A 17601-nucleotide genomic window follows, 5' to 3' on the forward strand; every position below is an offset into this window, starting at 1 on the left:
GAAAATCGCAGCCCCGTCCCGCACCGATCATCAGGCGGCGAGCGCGTCGAGGATACGGATCCAAGAGCGGATGCCCTTGTGATAGGACTGCAGCTCGTACTTCTCGTTCGGCGAATGGATGCGGTCGTCGGAAAGACCGAAGCCGACGAGCAGCGATTCCATGCCGAGCATCTTCTGGAAGTCGCCGACGATCGGGATCGAGCCGCCCATGCCGATGATGACGGCCGGCTTCGGCCACTCGTCGGACAGGGCCACCTTCGCCGTGTTGAGCAGCGGCGATTCGTATGGAAGATGGATCGCTGGCGAACCGCCATGGGCATGGAACTCGACCGAGCAGTCGGCCGGAACCTTGGAGCGCACATAAGCGCGGAAGGCTTCGCGGATCTTTTCCGGGTTCTGGTTGCCGACCAGGCGGAAGGAAACCTTGGCTGAGGCCTCGGCCGCAATCACCGTCTTGAAGCCTTCGCCGGTATAGCCGCCGGTGATGCCGTTGACTTCCGCGGTCGGCCGCGCCCAGGTCAGTTCCAGCACCGAGCGGTTCTTTTCACCCGACGGGATCGAAAGGCCGATTTCGCCGAGGAACTTCTCTGCCGTCTGGCCGAGCGTTTCCCAGGCCGCCTTGATCTGGGCCGGGGTCTCTTCGACACCGTCGTAGAAGCCTGGCAGCGTCACGCGGCTGTTTTCGTCATGAAGGCCGGCGAGAATGGTGGTGAGGATGCGGATCGGGTTGGCGGCAGCACCACCGAAATAACCGGAATGCAGGTCGCGGTCGGCAGCCCGGACGATGACTTCTTCGCCGACGAGGCCGCGCAGGCCAGCGGAGATCGCCGGCGTATCGCGGTCCCACATGCTGGTGTCGCAGACCAGCGCATAGTCGGCCTTGAGTTCGGCGGCATTGGCTTCGAGGAAGGGCTTCAGCGACGGCGAGCCGGATTCCTCTTCGCCTTCGAACAGGATGGTGACGCGGCAGGGCAGGGCGCCATGCACGTCCTTGTAGGCGCGCACCGCCTCGACGAAGGTCAGGAGCTGGCCCTTGTCGTCAGCCGTGCCACGGCCGGTGATCACCTTGCGGCCGGGTTCGATTTCCTTGATGCCGGGCTCGAACGGATCCGTGTCCCAGAGGTTCAGCGGATCGACCGGCTGAACGTCATAGTGGCCATAGAACAGCACATGCGGCGCATCGGGCTTGGCGCCGTCATGGTGGGCGACGACCATCGGATGGCCGGGGGTGTCGCGCACCGATGCGGTGAAGCCGAGGCTGTTGAGTTCGGCCACCAGCCATTCGGCCGCCTTGCGGCATTCCGCCTTGAAGGCCGGGTCGGTCGAGATCGACTTGATCCGAACGAGGTCGAACAGCCGGTCGAGGCTCCTTGGCAGGTTGGCGTCTGCGCGTTCGAGAACGGGGGTGATGTCAGCCATCATGCATATCCTTGCTTCAAGTTTCGCCGGAACCTACTGCATGTGCCGCCAAAGCGAAATCGATTTGAGCGATTTTGGGCAGAGGTCTCAGGTAACGGTGAACGGAGAGCCTGGCGCGTCGGCAAGGTGAGCGCCGGGGCGCCCGGATCGACGCGTCTGCCCCCGCTTTAGAACGGGCGAACGCCCGCTTTAAGCCAAATTTTTTGATGGAATGATCATAAGGGGGTGGTGCGTCAGGCGCGACTGTCGCTGCGTGCCACGCTCGCGAGCGCCATGCGCATATATTCGAGCATCAGTTCGCGTTCGAAATTCCTGAGGCCGGCAAGCAGCGACTGGTCGGCGGAAAGCGCTGCCTCCTTGGCGGCCGCCTCCATCTCCTTTGCCTTTTCGGTGAGGTAGATCTGCTGCGAGCGCTTGTCCTGCGGATGCTTGCGGCGGAGGATGAGCCCGTCGCGCTCCATGCGCGAGAGCGTGTTTGCCATCGTCGCCTGTTCGATGTCGAGGCGATCGAGCAGTTGTTTCTGCGTCAGGCCTTCCTCGGCCCAAAGCTCGAGCAGGATGGGAAACTGACCGGGCGCGAAACCAAGCTTCTGGCCGCGCTCGTGCAGCGCGCGCGAAAAGCTCTTAGCCAGCAGGCTGGCCAGGTAGGTCGCAGATTCCATACGATTGAAGGCCATGCCTATCGGTACGCCCGAACCGCCATGAAGACAAGTTACAATGCAGGCGATGGACCTTGAGACCGTCGGGTCTCACCGGGATTTGAGCGGAGGTGATCGGACGGCAGAAACAAAAAACCGTCACGGTGCGGAGGCGGCGCCGTGACGGTCTTTTGAAAACGGGACAAAGGCCCGGAGAGGGGGATAAGGCCTTTGTCCTCATCTGGTGCGGGCGGGGGACAGGCCAATCACCAGAAGACGGCATCACTCGGTGCCGTTGAGTAAGATTTGAGGATTCAAATGTGGCTTTTCAAGGATACCGGGGCTGAATCGGACATTACAAATATGTAACGTTTGCGTGAAGCCGAACGGGCGCTTGCGAAGCCTTTTGGCGCTCGATCCCAAGGCGAAATCAGCCCCCGTTTTCGCAATCCGCGGTGGCGATCGCGGCCACCGCGACCGGTGGAGAATGTAGTGTCTGGCGGGAAAACCGCAATGGACCTTTGGCTTGCCCCGCGCTATCCATTTGCCCATGAAAAACGGTGATCATCTCTTCCTCGTCGACGGCTCCGGATTCATCTTCCGGGCGTTCCACGCCATCCCGCCGCTCAACCGCAAATCCGATGGCCTTCCGGTCAACGCGGTATCGGGTTTCTGCAACATGTTGTGGAAGCTGCTCACTGATGCGCGCGACACCTCGGTCGGCGTCACGCCGACCCATTTCGCGGTCATCTTCGACTATTCGTCGAAGACCTTCCGCAACGCGCTCTACGATCAGTACAAGGCGAACCGCACGGCGCCGCCGGAAGATCTGATCCCGCAGTTCGGGCTGATCCGTCACGCGACCCGCGCCTTCAACCTGCCCTGCATCGAGAAGGAAGGCTATGAGGCCGACGACCTGATCGCCACCTACGCCCGGCTTGCAGAAGCCGCCGGCGCCGGCGTCACCATCGTCTCGTCCGACAAGGACCTGATGCAGCTCGTGACCTCGAACGTGTCGATGTACGACAGTATGAAGGACAAGCAGATCTCGATCCCGGAAGTGATCGAGAAATGGGGCGTGCCGCCGGAAAAGATGATCGACCTGCAGGCGATGACCGGTGACTCCACCGACAACGTCCCCGGTATTCCCGGCATCGGCCCGAAGACGGCGGCACAGCTGCTCGAGGAGTACGGCGATCTCGAAACGCTGCTGGCCCGCGCCGGCGAGATCAAGCAGGCCAAGCGCCGCGAGAACATCATCGCCAATGCCGATCTCGCTCGTCTGTCGCGCCAGCTCGTCGAACTCAAGACCGACACGCCGCTCGACGTTCCGCTCGAAGAGCTGAGCCTCGAGCCGCAGAACGGTCCGAAGCTGATCGCCTTCCTGAAGGCGATGGAATTCACAACGCTGACGCGTCGCGTCGCCGCCGCGACCGGTACGGACGCCGATGCCGTTGAAGCAGCCTTGGTGCCGGTAGAATGGGGCGCCGAGGCGCGCGGCCCTGATCTCGACAAGGGAGATGGGGCGGAAAAGGTCAGCGAGGGCTCCTCCACCGCGGCTGCCGCCCGTGGCGAGGCCGCACAAGCCGCCGCCGTCCTGTCGCGTGCCGGCGAAGCGAATGGCGCGGACGCGACGCCCGAGGCGCTCGCTGCGGCACGCGCTGAAATCTTCGACAAGGCGCCGATGGATCAGAGCGCCTATGTGACGATCCGCGACATCGCCACTCTCGACCGGTGGATATCGGACGCGCGCGAAGCCGGTGTCGTCGGCTTCGACACGGAAACGACCTCGCTCGATGCAATGCAGGCCGACCTCGTCGGCTTCTCGCTGGCGATCGCCGACCACAAGGCTGACCCGACCGGCGCCTCGATCCGGGCGGCCTATGTGCCGCTGATCCACAAGACCGGCGTCGGCGACTTGCTCGGCGGCGGGCTCGCCGAAAACCAGATCCCGGTCGCAGAAGCCTTGAGCCGGCTGAAGCGCCTGCTGGAGGACCCTTCGGTCCTCAAGGTCGCCCAGAACCTGAAATACGATTACCTCGTGATGAAGCGGCACGGCATCACCGTCGAAAGCTTCGACGACACGATGCTGATGTCCTACGTCGTCGATGCCGGCAACGGCACCCATGGCATGGACTCGCTGTCTGAGCGCTGGCTGAACCACAAGCCGATCGCCTACAAGGACATCACCGGAACCGGCAAATCCTCGGTGACCTTCGACTTCGTCGATATCGACCGGGCAACCGCCTACGCGGCTGAGGATGCGGACGTCACGCTCAGGCTCTGGCATATCCTGAAGGCCCGATTGGCCGCCAAGGGGCTGATGCGCGTCTATGAGCGGCTGGAGCGGCCCCTGGTTGCCGTTCTGGCACGCATGGAAGACCGCGGCATCACCGTCGACCGCCAGATCCTCTCGCGGCTTTCGGGCGAGCTCGCCCAGGGCGCAGCCGGGCTCGAGGACGAGATCTACAAGCTCGCTGGCGAAACCTTCACCATCGGTTCGCCGAAGCAGCTCGGCGATATCCTCTTCGGCAAGATGGGCTTTGCCGGCGGCTCGAAGACCAAGACCGGGCAATGGTCGACCTCGGCACAGGTTCTGGAAGACCTGGCAGCCGAAGGCCACGAACTGCCGCGCAAGATCGTCGACTGGCGACAGCTGACCAAGCTCAAGTCCACCTATACCGATGCGCTTCCGGGCTTCGTCCATCCGGAGACGAAGCGCGTGCATACGTCCTACGCGCTTGCCGCCACGACCACCGGCCGCCTGTCGTCGTCCGATCCGAACCTGCAGAACATTCCGGTGCGCACCGCCGAAGGCCGCAAGATCCGCACCGCCTTCATCGCAACGCCCGGCCACAAGCTCGTCTCGGCCGACTACAGCCAGATCGAACTGCGCGTGCTTGCCCATGTTGCGGACATTCCGCAGCTTCGCCAGGCCTTTGCCGATGGCGTCGACATTCATGCGATGACCGCATCGGAAATGTTCGGCGTTCCGGTCGAGGGCATGCCGAGCGAAATCCGCCGGCGCGCCAAGGCGATTAACTTCGGTATCATCTACGGCATCTCCGCCTTCGGCCTTGCCAACCAGCTGTCGATCGAGCGCTCCGAAGCCAGCGACTACATCAAGCGCTATTTCGAGCGTTTCCCCGGCATCCGCGACTACATGGAGGGCACCAAGGTGTTTGCCCGCGAGCACGGCTACGTCGAGACGATCTTCGGTCGCCGCGCCCACTATCCGGACATCCGCTCGTCGATCCCGTCGCACCGTGCCTTCAACGAGCGCGCCGCGATCAACGCGCCGATCCAGGGCTCGGCCGCCGACATCATCCGCCGCGCCATGGTGAAGATGGAGCCGGCGCTGGCCGAGGCGAAGCTTTCGGCCCGCATGCTGCTGCAGGTGCACGACGAACTGATCTTCGAGGTCGAGGACGCCGAGGTCGAAAACACCATTCCGGTCGTGGTCTCGGTGATGGAGAACGCCGCCATGCCGGCGCTCGACATGAAGGTGCCGCTGAAGGTCGATGCGCGCGCGGCGACCAACTGGGACGAGGCGCACTGATCTAGTCGGTGCACACCGGGTTTTTGATGGAAACCTCTCAGAAAACCTCAAAAGCCGGATGCGACGAATCTTGCAGCGCCCGGGGGCATTCCATGCTCCCGGGCGCCTTTCCATCAGGATGATAGAAAGCGTCAGTCGTCGCAGCCGGAACGATTGCCGGCGCGTTCAACTCCTCATAGGCAGCCTTTGGGAAGGGGCTCGAGCCTCATCCGAAACGGCTGCAATCGGAGGAGATCATGGCGCCGAAGACCTTCATTCTTGTCCTGTCCTGCGACGACAAACCCGGCATTGTCGCCGCCGTCACCACGGAGCTTGCCGCCCTTGGCGCAAACATCGCCGAGAGCAACCAGTTCTGGGATACCAAGACCAACAGCTTCTTCATGCGCATCGCCTTCCAGGTTGCAGCGAGCGTTCAGGCTGGTGATGTCGAGCGGGCGCTTCACCCGGCCGTCGAGCGTTTCCAGATGCGGACCACGCTTGCGGATGCTGCGGTCAAGCCGAAGATCCTGGTCCTCGTCTCCAAGTTCGACCATGCGCTCCTGCACCTGCTTTACCAGATCCGCGTCGGCTGGTTGAACGCGGAGGTCGTCGCCATCGTCTCCAACCACGAAGACAGCCGGCGTACGGCTGAAGCCGAAGGGCTCGCCTATCACTGTTGGTCGGTATCGAAGGACAACAAGGCCGAGCAGGAGGAAAGGCTTCTGCGACTGGTCCAGGAGACCGGCGCCGATCTCGTCATCCTTGCCCGCTACATGCAGGTGTTTTCCGACAATCTGTCGAAGCGCCTCTACGGCAAGGCGATCAACATCCACCATTCGTTCCTGCCGAGCTTCAAGGGCGCCAAGCCCTATCATCAGGCGCATGAGCGTGGCGTGAAGCTGATCGGGGCGACGGCGCACTACGTCACGCCGGACCTCGACGAAGGCCCGATCATCGAACAGGAAACCGAACGCGTCAGCCATGCCTTGACGGCGGAAGATTTCGTCGCCACCGGCCGCGATATCGAAAGCCGGGTGCTGGCGCGCGCCGTCAAGCTGCACCTGGAGCGGCGCGTCATGCTCAACGGTCACAAGACGGTCGTGTTCAGCTAGAGGGTTCCGGAAGGCGCTTCATGTAGCCGGTACTCACAGGGGTGCCGGCTACAGCTGTTACAGGCGGGCTACGACGGCGGTCGCGGTAACGGCCGGCGCGCGGAAGCTGGCAAAGAGCCGGCTCAGACCCTCGCGTCCCTCGGCCGTCAGATCGAAGGTGCGGCCGAACAGCAGCCATTCCGTACAGAGCCCGAGCATCATCCAATGCAGGGTCCGCGTCGCGGAGGCGGGGGTCCAGGTCTCGTGCATCTGCCCCTTGGCAAGCGCGCGGGAAAAAGCGAGTTCGAGCACGACATTGTGGTGCTCGTCGAGTTCCTTCTGGCGGGCGAGGACCTCGCCCAGGTCGCCGTCGTAATTGGTGCGCAGCATGATCGTCAGAATGCGCTGGCGCTGCTCGTCGGCGGCCAGAACATCCAGCCAGTCGCCCATGGCACCTTCGAGGATGGAGAGTGTATCGGCAGCTTCCGCTTCGATCTCGCGGGCGACCATGTCTTCCTGCGGCAAGGGCACAGCGTCGTGCAGCGCGAGGAACAGGTCGGTCTTGTTGGCAAAGTGCCAGTAGATGGCGCCACGGGTCACGCCGGCGGCCTTGGCTATTTCTTCGAGCGTCGTGTTCGAGACGCCCTTTTCGTAGAAGACGCGCTCGGCGGCGCTCAGGATCTTCTGTCTTGTTGCTTCTGCATCGGCCTTTGTTCGGCGCATTCATTCCTCCTCATGCGACGGCCCGCCAGAGGCGGGCCGTCCAGTCTTGTTTTATTCGGCGGGTGTCGGGTTTTCTGCGGCTGTCGGTGTGTTCTCCACCTTCTTTCGGCTGAAGAGCTTCGTGACGAACACGAAGAAGACAGGAACGAAGAAGATGGCGAGCACCGTTGCCGAGATCATCCCGCCCATGACGCCCGTGCCGATGGCGCGCTGGCTGCCGGAGCTGGCACCCGTGGCGATTGCCAGCGGCAGAACGCCGAGCGTGAAGGCCAGCGACGTCATCAGGATCGGCCGGAAGCGAAGATGTGCCGCCTCCAGGGTCGCGTCGATCAGCGACTTGCCCTGCTCACGCAGTTCCTTGGCGAACTCGATGATCAGGATCGCGTTCTTGGCCGAGAGACCGATGATCGCGATCAGGCCGACCTTGAAGTAGACGTCGTTCGGCATGTCGCGCATCATTACGGCGAGCACCGAACCGATGACGCCGAGCGGAACGACCATGATCACCGCCACCGGGATCGACCAGCTCTCATAGAGAGCTGCAAGGCACAGGAACACCAGAAGGCACGACAGCGCGATCAAGAGAGGCGCCTGGGTGCCGGACTGGATTTCCTGCAGCGACTGGCCGGTCCATTCGTAACCGAAGCCTGCAGGCAACTGGCCTGCCAGCCGTTGCATCTCGGCGATCGCGTCACCCGAGGAGTAGCCGTGGGCGGCTTCGCCGCTGATACGGACCGACGGGTAGCCGTTGTAGCCGATCGTCTGGGTCGACGCCTTGACCCACTCCACCGTCGCGAAGGCCGACAGGGGCACCATGCCGCCATTGGCGTTGCGGACGTTGAGGTTCAGGAGGTCGGCGGTCTGCATGCGCTGACCTTCGTCCGCCTGCACAGTCACGCGCTGCATGCGTCCGGCATTGGGGAAGTCGTTGACGTAGGACGAGCCGAGGTTGGTCGAGATCGTCGAGTTGATATCGGCGAAGGTCACACCGAAGGTGTTGGCCTTCTCGCGATCGATCGTGACGCTGACCTGAGCCGCATCGGGCATGCCCTCGAAGCGGACGCCGGAGAGCACCTTGCTCTCAGCAGCCATGCCGAGCAGCTGGTCGCGGGCCTGCGACAGCGCCGCCTGGCCGAGACCGCCACGGTCCTGCAGGCGGAACGAGAAGCCGCCGGTGGTGCCGAGGCCCTGGATCGCCGGCGGCGACAGCGCGAAGCTGATCGCATCCTTGATCTGGCTCATCGCCATCGTCGCCCGCATGGCGATCGACTGTGCGGCGTTGTCGGCGTCACGTTCCTTCCAGTCCTTCAGCGTCACGAAGGCGAGCGCTGCGTTCTGGCCGGTACCGAAGAAGGAGAAGCCGTTGATCGCGATGATGCGTTCGACTGCCGTTTCCTGGCCGAAGATCTTCTCGGCCTGCTCCACCACCTCGGTCGTGCGGTTGCCCGTTGCTTCCGACGGCAGCTGCATCATGACGATCACGAAGCCCTGGTCTTCGTCCGGAAGGAACGACGACGGCAGCTTCATGAACAGCCAGCCGAGACCGGCGAGCACCGCGACATAGACGATCATGTAGCGGCCGGTCCGGTGGACCAGGCGCTTCACGATGCCGCTATAGCCGTGCGACGTCTTGTCGAACGAGCGGTTGAACCAGCCGAAGAAGCCACGCTTGGCGTGATGATGACCCTTCGGAACCTGCTTCAGGAAGCTCGCGCAGAGCGCCGGTGTCAGCGACAAAGCGAGAAGTGCGGAGAACAGGATCGAGACGACCATCGTCAGCGAGAACTGGCGATAGATCACACCGACCGCGCCCGGGAAGAAGGCCATCGGAATGAACACCGAGGCGAGAACCAGCGTGATGCCGATGACGGCGCCGGTGATCTGCTTCATCGCCTTACGGGTGGCTTCTTTCGGCGTTGCCCCTTCCTCGGACATGATGCGTTCGACGTTTTCGACGACGATGATCGCATCGTCGACGAGAATGCCGATCGCCAGCACCATGCCGAACATGGTCAGAACGTTGATCGAGAAGCCCATCGCCAGCATGACCGCGCAGGTGCCGAGGAGCGCCACCGGCACGACGAGCGTCGGGATGATGGTGTAGCGGATGTTCTGCAGGAACAGGAACATCACGATGAACACGAGCGCGACCGCTTCGACCAGCGTGGAAAGCACCTTCTCGATGGAAACGGCGACGAAGGGCGAGGTGTCGTAGGGAACCGAATATTCGAGGCCCTGCGGGAAGAACTTCGCCAGTTCGTCCATGCGTTCCTTGATCGCGGCCGAGGTCGACATGGCGTTGCCGCTCGGCGAAAGCTGGACGGCGATAGCCGCCGACGGCTTGCCGTTCAGGCGCGTCGAGAAGGCGTAGCTTTCGCCACCGATCTCGATGCGGGCAACGTCGCGCAGGCGGACGGAGGAGCCGTCCGGATTGGCGCGAAGCACGATCGCACCGAACTCTTCGGCGCTTTCGAGCTGACCCTTGACGACGACGGGCGCGCTGATCTGCTGGGTGATCGGGTTCGGCTGTGCGCCGATCGAGCCCGAAGCGATCTGGGCGTTCTGCGCCGTGATCGCATTGGTCGCGTCCGCAGCCGTCAGGTTCAGACCCAGCATCTTGTCCGGATCGAGCCAGACGCGCATCGAGCGTTCCGTGGCAAACAGCTGCGCACGGCCGACGCCGGGCACGCGCTGAATTTCGCTAAGCACGTTGCGGCTTAGATAGTCGCCGAGACCGATGGCGTCCATCGAGCCGTCGGTCGAGGTGAGCGCCACGATCATCAGGAAGCCGGAGCCGGCTTCATCGACCTGGACGCCCTGGCGCTTGACCGAATCGGGCAGGCGCGGTTCGACGCGGCGAACGCGGTTCTGGATGTCGACGGCCGCCTGTCCCGGATCGGTGCCCGGTGCAAAGGTGGCGCTGATTTCGACCGAGCCGGAGGCGCTGGAGGTCGACTCGAAATAGAGCAGGCCTTCGACGCCGTTCAGCTCGTCTTCGATCAGTCGCGTGACGCTCTGATAGGTGTCTTGCGACGAGGCGCCGGGGTAGCTCGTGTTGATGGAGATCTGCGGCGGCGCGACGTCAGGATATTGCGATACCGGCAGAAGCGGAATCGCAATGACGCCGGCGACCATGATGAAGATCGCCACCACCCAGGCAAAAATAGGCCTGTCGATGAAAAAACTAGGCATCAATCAAACTCACTTTGTAGCTTCGGCAGGCTTTTCGTCGGCAGCGGCCGTCGTCTGCGCTGCTTCGGCAGTCGGCTTGGCGTCCGGGTTCCAGTCCGTCGGCTCGACGGGAGCACCGGGGCCGATCTTCTGGAAGCCTTCGACGATGACCTTTTCGCCGGCCTTGATGCCGGAGGTCACCTGCCAGCGGGTGCCGATCGTGCGGCCGAGGGTCACGTTGCGGAACTCGACCTTGTTGTCGGCGCCGACGACATAAACCTGCGACTGGCCGGCGTTGTTGCGCTGGACGGCCTGCTGTGGAACGGTGATCGCGTCCTTCTCGACGCCCTGCTGCACAAGTACGCGAACATACATGCCGGGAAGCAGGTCGTTGTCGGGGTTCGGGAATTCGCCGCGCAGGGTCACCTGGCCGGTCGTCGCGTCGACGGCGGCTTCCGAGAACAGGAGCTTGCCCTTGTGCTCATAGGTGGTGCCGTCGTCGAGCACGAGCTGGACTTCGGCTTCCTCGCCGTCGCCGTTCATCATCTGGCCGTCCTCGAGCGCCTTGCGCAGGCGGATGAGGTCGGTCGCCGACTGGGTGAAGTCGGCGTAGAGCGGGTCGAGCTGCTGGATCGTCGCGAGATTTTCCGAGCTGTTGGTGCTGACGAGCGCGCCTTCGGTGATCAGCGCACGGCCGATGCGGCCGCTGATCGGTGCCGTCACGTCGGCATATTGCAGGTCGAGCTTGGCCGCAGCGAGGCCGGCTTCGGCGATCGCGACATCGGCGTCGGCGGTAGCTAGCAGCGCAGCCGCATCTTCCAGCTGCTGCGCGGCGACGACGTTCGCCTTCTTCAGCTGCTCCTGGCGATCGGCCTTCTGCTGGGCCTGCTGGCGAATGGATTGGGCGCGCCGAAGCGTTGCCTCTGCCTTTTCGACCTGGACGCGGAAGGGCGCGGGATCGATGCGGTAGAGCACGTCACCGGCATTGACCTTGGAGCCCTGCTGGAAGACGCGTTCGACGACAATGCCGGAAACGCGCGGACGGACCTCGGCGACACGGGTCGCGGCGATGCGGCCCGGAAGCTCGTTGGTGATCGGCAGGGTTTCGGTCTTGGTCGTGAAGACCGCGACGGCGGACGGTGGGAATGCGGCGGCGCCCTGTTGTGCTTCCTCTTTCTGGCAGCCGGAAAGAAGAATCACAGTTGCCAAGGCGGCGGCCAGTGTCGGTCGGTTCATGCGCATAGCGATGTCCATATTCGGTGACCGCAGGCGACAGGTGCATCTCGCAAGGTGCCCGTGCGGTCCGGAAGTGAAGGGGAGCGAGACCGGTATTGCTTGGGGAAAATACCGGAAAGCTAATATACAAACACAAATGTATGTTAAATTGCTTTGCAGCGCAACAGAGTCATTCAGCACGGCCATTCAAAAAATAAATCAGCCGCCACAAGGGGTTAGTCCCGTGGCGGCTGGTTTTCACGCAGCTGTGATGAGGCCTTAGCCTCAAAACGGATCAGGCGAGGACGCGGTCGTCGTCGCCGAAACGGTGCATGGCACCGACCGTCGGCGTCGCATAGACGATGTCGTCAGGCGCGTAGCGATGTTCGCCGAAGAGGCGGACGGTGATGGTGCCGACCTGCTCGGAATCGATATAGACGATGGTGTCGGCGCCGAGGTGCTCGACATGCACCACCTTGCCCTTCCAGTCGCCGCTCTCGCGTGAAAGCGCCATGTGCTCCGGGCGGATGCCGATCGTCTTGGCTTTGACATCGCCGAGCCGGGCGCCTTCGATGAAGTTCATCTGCGGCGAGCCGATGAAGCCAGCGACGAAGACGTTGGCCGGGCGATTGTAGAGATCCATCGGCGAGCCGATCTGTTCGATCTGGCCGGCGTTGAGGACGACGATCTTGTCGGCGAGCGTCATCGCCTCCACCTGGTCGTGGGTCACGTAGATCATCGTTGCCTTCAGGCTTCGATGCAGCCGGGCAATCTCAAGCCGGGTGTTGACGCGCAGCGCCGCGTCGAGGTTCGAAAGCGGCTCGTCGAACAGGAAGAGCTTCGGTTCGCGCACGATCGCGCGGCCGATCGCGACGCGCTGACGCTGGCCGCCCGAAAGCTCGGCCGGGCGACGGGCGAGGTAGGGATCGAGCGACAGCATGTTCGCTGCCTTGCCGACCTTGTCCTCGATCTCCGCCTTCGGAGCGCCGGCCTGTTTCAGGCCAAGGCCCATATTGTCCTTCACCGACAGGTGCGGATAGAGCGCGTAGGACTGGAACACCATGGCGATGCCGCGCTTGGCGGGCGCCACGTGGCCGACTTCCGTGCCGTCGATCTGCACGCTACCGGAGGTCGCGTCCTCGAGACCGGCGATGGTGCGCAGCAAGGTCGACTTGCCGCAGCCCGACGGGCCGACGAAGATGACGAACTCGCCGTCCTTCACCTCGAGGTCGATGCCCTTCAGCACCTCATGGCTACCGTAGGCCTTGCGGATGGATTTGAGTTGAAGCGATCCCACCTGGTTGCCCCCTTTAAAGTTTGACTGGTCTGCCGGTGCGCACGCTTTCGTCTGCGGCAAGGCAGATGCGTAGCGACTGCACGGCGTCGTTCATGTGACGGTCGAGGTCGATGTTTTCGCGAATGGCCTTCAGCACATAGGCCTGCTCGCGGTCGCAGAGTTCCTGGTGGCCGGGCTCGCCGTCCATCTTCAGGTCCTCGTCGGCTTTCAGGAAACGGCCATCGGGACCGGTTTCGGCATTGTGCAGCCGGATCACCGCGGTTTTGGTGTGCATGTCGATGTCGTCGGACTTGGCATTCTGGTCCATGACGATCGACACCGATCCCTTCGGCGACATCACGTCCTTCACGAAAAAGGCGGTTTCCGAGATCATCGGCCCCCAGCCGGCTTCATACCAGCCGGCCGAACCATCCTCGAAGATCACCTGCAGGTGACCGTAATTGTACATGTCGGGCGCGATCTCGTCGGAGAGACGGAGCCCCATGCCGCGCACTTCCACCGGCTTGGCATCGGTGATCTGGCACATGACGTCGACATAGTGCACGCCGCAATCGACGATCGGCGACGTCGTCTTCATCAGCGACTTGTGCGTCTCCCAGGTCGGTCCGCTGGACTGCTGGTTCAGGTTCATGCGGAAGACATACGGACCGCCGAGCTTGCGCGCTTCGGCGATCAGCCGGATCCACGAGGGGTGATGGCGCAGGATGTAGCCGATCACCAGCTTGCGGCCGTGCTTCTTCGCAGCCGCGACGACGCGCTGGGCGTCGGCGACGGTGGTTGCGAGCGGCTTTTCGACGAAGACGTCGGCGCCGGCCTCGAACGCCATGACCGCAAAGTCCGCATGGCTGTCCGAATAGGTGCAGATCGAGCAGAGCTCGGGCTTCAATTCGGCCAGGGCCGTCTTGAAGTCCGGATGGATCGTGTAGCCGCTCAGTTCCTCCGGCAGCGGCACCTTCGAGCGGTTGACGAGGCCGACGATCTCGAAGCCGGGATTGTTGTGATAGGCGAGCGCATGGCTGCGCCCCATGTTGCCGAGCCCCGCGACGAGGACCCGGACCGGTTTGCTGCTTGCACTCACTTGACTGCTCCTGCCGTGATGCCGCGGATCAGTTGCCGCGAGAAGATGACGTAGAGGACGAGAACCGGAAGGATGGCGAGCGACAGCGCCGCCAGAACCGCGTTCCAGTTGGTGACGAACTGGCCGATGAAGATCTGCGAGCCGAGCGTCACGGTCTTGGTGGTTTCCGCCGGCGCGAGGATCAGTGGGAACCAGAGATCGTTCCAGATCGGGATCATCGTGAAGACCGCGACGGTTGCCATGGCCGGACGGACGAGCGGCAGAACCAGGCGGAAGAAGATCGAATATTCCGACAGCCCGTCGATGCGCCCGGCGTTCTTCAAGTCATCCGAGACCGTGCGCATGAACTCCGAGAGAATGAAGATCGCGAGCGGCAGGCCTTGGGCTGTATAGACGAGGATCAGTGCCGTCAGCGTGTTGACGAGGTTGGCAGCGACCATGCCCTGCAGAATGGCGACGGTGCCGAGACGGATCGGGATCATGATGCCGATCGCGAGATAAAGGCCCATCAGCGTGTTGCCACGGAAGCGGTATTCCGACAGCGCGAAGGCGGCCATCGCCCCGAAGAGCAGAACCAACGCGATCGAGACGATCGTGACGATGAAGCTGTTCTGGAAATAGGTGGCGAAGTCGCCCTGGCCGAGGACGGTCTGATAGCCGATCAGGCTGAAGGTCTGCGGCGTCGGGATCGTCAGCGGCGCCCGAAAGATCGCGTTGCGATCCTTGAACGAGTTGATGATCGTCAGGAACACCGGAAACAGCGAGATGAGCGTGTAGGCGATGAGCGCTGCATGCACGAAGCCGGTGCGGAGAAATGAATCGCGTGCTTTCGACATCTCCGGTCTCCTCAGAACTGGTAGCGGCGCATGCGGCGCTGAATGACGAAGAGGTAGAGCGAGACGCCGGCGAGGATGATGAGGAACATCACCGTGGCGATCGTCGCGCCCATCGAGCGGTCGCCGAGCTGCAGCTGGAAACCGAAGAAGGTGCGGTAGAGCAGCGTACCGAGAATGTCGGTCGAGCCGTCAGGACCGGCAAGCGCGCCCTGCACCGTGTAGACCAGGTCGAAGGCGTTGAAGTTGCCGACGAAGGTCAGGATCGAGATGATGCCGATGGCGGGCAGGATCAGCGGCAGCTTGATCTTCCAGAACTGGCTCCAGCCGGTGACGCCGTCGCATTCGGCAGCCTCGATCACCTCATCCGGTATGTTGAGCAGGGCGGCATAGATCAGCATCATCGGGATGCCGACATATTGCCAGACCGAGATCAGCGACACGGTGATGAGCGCCGAGCCCGGCTTGCCGAGCCAGGGGGCAAACAGCGACTTCAGGCCGACGAGGTCGAGCATGCCGGGTGCCACGCCCCAGATCGGCGACAGGATCAGCTTCCAGATGAAGCCGACGATCACGAAGGAAAGCAGCGTCGGCAGGAAGATCGCCGTGCGGTAAAAGGTGACGAAGCGCAGCTTCGGGATCGACAACATGGCGGCGAGCGCAACGCCGATAGGGTTCTGCACGCACATGTGGATGATGAAGAAGATGACGTTGTTCTTCAGCGCATTCCAGAAGTCGTGCGCCCAGCGCTCTTCGCCAAACAGCGTCTGGAAATTCGCAAGTCCGACAAAGGTCGACTGGCCGTCGACCGTGTTGAACAGCGAAAGCCTGAGCGTCTCGATCAACGGCAGGATCATCACCGCCGAATAGACCAGGAAGGCCGGCAGCAGGAAGACGAGGATGTGCCAGCGTTTCGGCCGCCTTGCGGTCGGCTGTCCCTCTTGCACTGAAAGAGCGTCACTCATGGATCCATCCGTTTCTAGAAGACCGGTCCCCAGACAATCATGATGCGCACCGGCGCCACGCGGCCGGTCGCGCCGCATGCCGTCTGCCCCTTTATCGAGGGCTCATGACGAAGGTTAAGTCTATCGCGTTCTTTTGCAAACGACTGCGTCGGTGGCCTCCCACTGTGGGAGGCCGGTGACGCTTCGGCTGGGGGAGTGCCGTCATTCGGCATGTCGCCCCGCCCGGTCCCTACGGCATCCTTAAATCCATCCGGCTAAAGGTGCTCTATGCACGTCCAGGACGTGCGGCGCCGTAGGGCCGACCCTCCCCAAGAAGGGGAGGGAACCTGTTGCGCTTACGTCTTACTTCGCCGGCTTGTACCAGGCGTCGAGGCCCTTCTGCAGCTTCTCGGCGGCAACCTCAGGCGTATCCGTGCCGTTGATCACGTTGGCCGATTCGACCCAGGTCTCATTTTCCAGGCTCGGGGTGCCGCGTGCCAGGATCTGGTAGGTCGAGCGGATCGTCGGCTTGCACTTTTCGCGCCAGGAGACGAATTCCTGGGCGAGCGGATCGGTCATCTTCACCGGGGTCGAGTTGAGGCTGAAGAAGCCCGGCAGTGCGTTGGCGTAGATGTCGGCGAACTCAGGCGAAGCAACCCAGGTCAGGAAGGTCTTGGCCTGCTCGGCATGTGCGCTCTTGGCATTGAGGCCGATACCGATGTCGTTGTGGTCCGAAATGTAGCAGGTGTCGCCAGCGTTTTTGACCGGCGGCGGGAAGGCGCCCATCTTGAACTGAGCCTGGGTGTTGAACAGGCCGATCTCCCACGAGCCGGCCGGATAGATGGCGGCACGGCCGAGGGTGAACAGGTTCTGGCTGTCCGGATAGGTCTGGGCTTCGAAGCCGTCGCCGAGATAATCCTTCCACTTGGCAAGAACGCGGTAGGGCTCGACCCACGGCTCATCGGTCAGCTTCTGCTCGCCCTTGATCAGCGCGGCGCGGCCTTCCTCACCCTTCCAGTAGTTCGGGCCGATGTTCTGGTAGCCCATGGTTGCGGCTTCCCAGAGATCCTTGGTGCCCATCGCCATCGGGATGTAGTTACCGTCGGCCTTGATCTTGTCGAGGGCAGCGAAGAATTCCGCTTCCGTCGTCGGGATCTGGATGCCGAGCTGGTCGAAGGCGTCCTTGTTGTAGATGAAGCCGTGGATGACCGATGCCATAGGCACGCAGAAGGTGGCCTTGCCGTCATCGGTGGTCCAGGCGGACTTGGCGACCGGCGAGAAGTTTTCCATGCCCGGCAGGCTCGTCAGGTCGGCGAGGTGCTTCTTGTTGTAAAGTTCGAGCGAGACGTCGAACGGACGGCAGGTGACGAGGTCGCCTGCGGAGCCGGCGTCGAGCTTGGCGTTGAGCGCGGCATTGTATTCGGTCGGTGCCATCGGGGCGAACTTGACCTTGATGCCCGGGTTCTTGGCTTCGAAGGCCGGGATCAGCTTTTCCTGCCAGATCGCCAGGTCGTCGTTGCGCCAGCTTTCGATGGTCAGCGTCACGTCCTCGGCGTGCGCCAGCCCGGCCGTGCCGAGAATGCTCGACGCAAGCAGCAGGCCCTTGATAGTCGTACGGGTCATTCAGCTTCTCCCTCTTATGTTGCGCCGTTTT

12 protein-coding genes are annotated in these 17601 nt (G+C 62.8%); 2 read left to right on the plus strand and 10 right to left on the minus strand.

Annotation, left to right across the window (positions count from 1 at the left end; all coding sequences use genetic code 11):
- Window positions 1-30: 30 nt before the first annotated feature.
- Both IB262_RS07560 and IB262_RS07565 read right to left on the minus strand, forming a co-directional pair.
- A complete protein-coding gene (locus IB262_RS07560; RefSeq protein WP_089043078.1) occupies window positions 31-1422 on the minus strand; it encodes a M20/M25/M40 family metallo-hydrolase in 1392 nt (463 codons plus the stop codon).
- A 230-nt stretch (window positions 1423-1652) separates the two neighbouring features.
- Entirely contained in the window at window positions 1653-2096 is a 444-nt protein-coding gene (locus IB262_RS07565) for a MarR family transcriptional regulator (protein ID WP_192493503.1), read from the minus strand.
- A gap of 511 nt (window positions 2097-2607) precedes the next feature.
- On the opposite strand from IB262_RS07565, the gene polA reads away from it, so the two are divergent.
- Window positions 2608-5616 carry a DNA polymerase I gene (polA, locus tag IB262_RS07570; protein ID WP_192493504.1) on the plus strand — a complete coding sequence of 1003 codons (3009 nt, stop codon included), beginning with the start codon at window positions 2608-2610 and terminating at the stop codon, window positions 5614-5616.
- Window positions 5617-5852: 236 nt separating this feature from the next.
- Window positions 5853-6707: a formyltetrahydrofolate deformylase gene (purU, locus tag IB262_RS07575; protein WP_112977000.1), complete on the plus strand. Its 855-nt coding sequence runs from the start codon at window positions 5853-5855 to the stop codon at window positions 6705-6707.
- A gap of 57 nt (window positions 6708-6764) precedes the next feature.
- On the opposite strand, the gene IB262_RS07580 is transcribed toward purU, so the two are convergent.
- From IB262_RS07580 to IB262_RS07615, 8 genes are all read right to left on the minus strand, one after another.
- Window positions 6765-7409 (minus strand): TetR family transcriptional regulator, encoded by a 645-nt coding sequence (locus IB262_RS07580; RefSeq protein ID WP_034804901.1) that lies wholly within the window; start codon window positions 7407-7409, stop codon window positions 6765-6767.
- A 51-nt stretch (window positions 7410-7460) separates the two neighbouring features.
- Complete coding sequence (locus IB262_RS07585) at window positions 7461-10601, minus strand: efflux RND transporter permease subunit (protein WP_192493505.1); 3141 nt, start codon at window positions 10599-10601, stop codon at window positions 7461-7463.
- Between the two features lie 9 nt (window positions 10602-10610).
- A complete protein-coding gene (locus IB262_RS07590; RefSeq protein WP_034804880.1) occupies window positions 10611-11834 on the minus strand; it encodes an efflux RND transporter periplasmic adaptor subunit in 1224 nt (407 codons plus the stop codon).
- Between the two features lie 256 nt (window positions 11835-12090).
- Window positions 12091-13092 carry an ATP-binding cassette domain-containing protein gene (locus tag IB262_RS07595; RefSeq protein ID WP_034804877.1) on the minus strand — a complete coding sequence of 334 codons (1002 nt, stop codon included), beginning with the start codon at window positions 13090-13092 and terminating at the stop codon, window positions 12091-12093.
- A gap of 13 nt (window positions 13093-13105) precedes the next feature.
- Window positions 13106-14170 carry a Gfo/Idh/MocA family oxidoreductase gene (locus IB262_RS07600; RefSeq protein WP_110818580.1) on the minus strand — a complete coding sequence of 355 codons (1065 nt, stop codon included), beginning with the start codon at window positions 14168-14170 and terminating at the stop codon, window positions 13106-13108.
- Entirely contained in the window at window positions 14167-15006 is an 840-nt protein-coding gene (locus IB262_RS07605) for a carbohydrate ABC transporter permease (protein ID WP_060609508.1), read from the minus strand. Before IB262_RS07605 ends, IB262_RS07600 begins: the two co-directional genes overlap by 4 nt.
- Window positions 15007-15017: 11 nt before the next feature.
- On the minus strand, window positions 15018-15968 hold the full coding sequence (locus tag IB262_RS07610) for a sugar ABC transporter permease (RefSeq protein WP_034804869.1): 951 nt from the start codon (window positions 15966-15968) through the stop codon (window positions 15018-15020).
- Window positions 15969-16310: 342 nt separating this feature from the next.
- The gene (locus tag IB262_RS07615; RefSeq protein ID WP_034804866.1) at window positions 16311-17570 is read right to left on the minus strand and encodes an ABC transporter substrate-binding protein; all 1260 of its coding nucleotides are present in this window, start codon (window positions 17568-17570) and stop codon (window positions 16311-16313) included.
- Window positions 17571-17601: the final 31 nt, after the last annotated feature.

The organism is Ensifer sp. ENS02, from assembly GCF_014851885.1.
Lineage (GTDB): Bacteria > Pseudomonadota > Alphaproteobacteria > Rhizobiales > Rhizobiaceae > Ensifer > Ensifer adhaerens.

Bases quoted from the DNA above. Each gene is read 5' to 3' on its own strand.
- IB262_RS07560 (WP_089043078.1), bottom strand. From the start codon at position 1,422: ATGATGGCTGACATCACCCCCGTTCTCGAACGCGCAGACGCCAACCTG.
- IB262_RS07565 (WP_192493503.1), bottom strand. From the start codon at position 2,096: ATGGCCTTCAATCGTATGGAATCTGCGACCTACCTGGCCAGCCTGCTG.
- polA (WP_192493504.1), top strand. From the start codon at position 2,608: ATGAAAAACGGTGATCATCTCTTCCTCGTCGACGGCTCCGGATTCATC.
- purU (WP_112977000.1), top strand. From the start codon at position 5,853: ATGGCGCCGAAGACCTTCATTCTTGTCCTGTCCTGCGACGACAAACCC.
- IB262_RS07580 (WP_034804901.1), bottom strand. From the start codon at position 7,409: ATGCGCCGAACAAAGGCCGATGCAGAAGCAACAAGACAGAAGATCCTG.
- IB262_RS07585 (WP_192493505.1), bottom strand. From the start codon at position 10,601: ATGCCTAGTTTTTTCATCGACAGGCCTATTTTTGCCTGGGTGGTGGCG.
- IB262_RS07590 (WP_034804880.1), bottom strand. From the start codon at position 11,834: ATGGACATCGCTATGCGCATGAACCGACCGACACTGGCCGCCGCCTTG.
- IB262_RS07605 (WP_060609508.1), bottom strand. From the start codon at position 15,006: ATGTCGAAAGCACGCGATTCATTTCTCCGCACCGGCTTCGTGCATGCA.
- IB262_RS07610 (WP_034804869.1), bottom strand. From the start codon at position 15,968: ATGAGTGACGCTCTTTCAGTGCAAGAGGGACAGCCGACCGCAAGGCGG.
- IB262_RS07615 (WP_034804866.1), bottom strand. From the start codon at position 17,570: ATGACCCGTACGACTATCAAGGGCCTGCTGCTTGCGTCGAGCATTCTC.